At 50.0% G+C, this 592-nt stretch carries 1 protein-coding gene and 1 pseudogene; both read left to right on the top strand.

The window, feature by feature from the left end; genetic code table 11:
• Window positions 1–293, top strand: a pseudogene (locus R7190_RS29065) (cytochrome c oxidase subunit I); the annotation flags it as partial.
• A gap of 20 nt (window positions 294–313) precedes the next feature.
• On the top strand, window positions 314–592 hold a 279-nt coding region (locus R7190_RS29060), incomplete at its 3' end, for a cytochrome c oxidase assembly protein (RefSeq protein WP_318138092.1).

Raw genomic sequence — 592 nt, 5'->3', positions numbered from 1 at the left:
CAGTCATTTCCGTCAATGTCCTTTTCTTCCCGATGCATTTTTTAGGTTTGGCGGGCATGCCGCGAAGAATCCCTGATTACGCGATTCAATTTGCGGATGTGAACCAAATCGTATCCATCGGCGGTTTTGCCTTTGGTTTGTCGCAACTGATTTTCTTGTGGGTCGTGATCAAATGTATTCGTGGCGGAGAGAAAGCGTCGGCCAAGCCTTGGGTGCGTGCAGAAGGATTAGAGTGGACTGTGCCAAGCCCTGCGCCTCATCACACCTTTAGTACGCCGCCTAAAGTGGATTAACGGAACGAGAGGCGAAGAACATGGCAGAAAAATCATCCCACAAAAAGCTCACGATAAGGTTAGTGCTGGCCACTTTTGCCATGTTCGGGTTCGGTTTTGCGCTCGTGCCGCTCTATGACGTGATGTGTGATGCGTTAGGCATCAACGGTAAAACCAGTGATGTTGCAGCGATTCAACCTACGGGGATGCAACCCGATTTGAGCCGGACGATTCGTGTGGAGTTTATGGCACACGTCAACCCAGATATGCCGTGGGAGTTTAAGCCGAAAGTCATTTCGATGAATGTTCATCCAGGTGAG

The organism is Vibrio sp. 1078-1 (assembly GCF_033340475.1).
The sequence above is the reverse complement of the archived record's forward strand: the minus strand, read 5'-3'. Positions and strand labels throughout refer to the sequence as shown.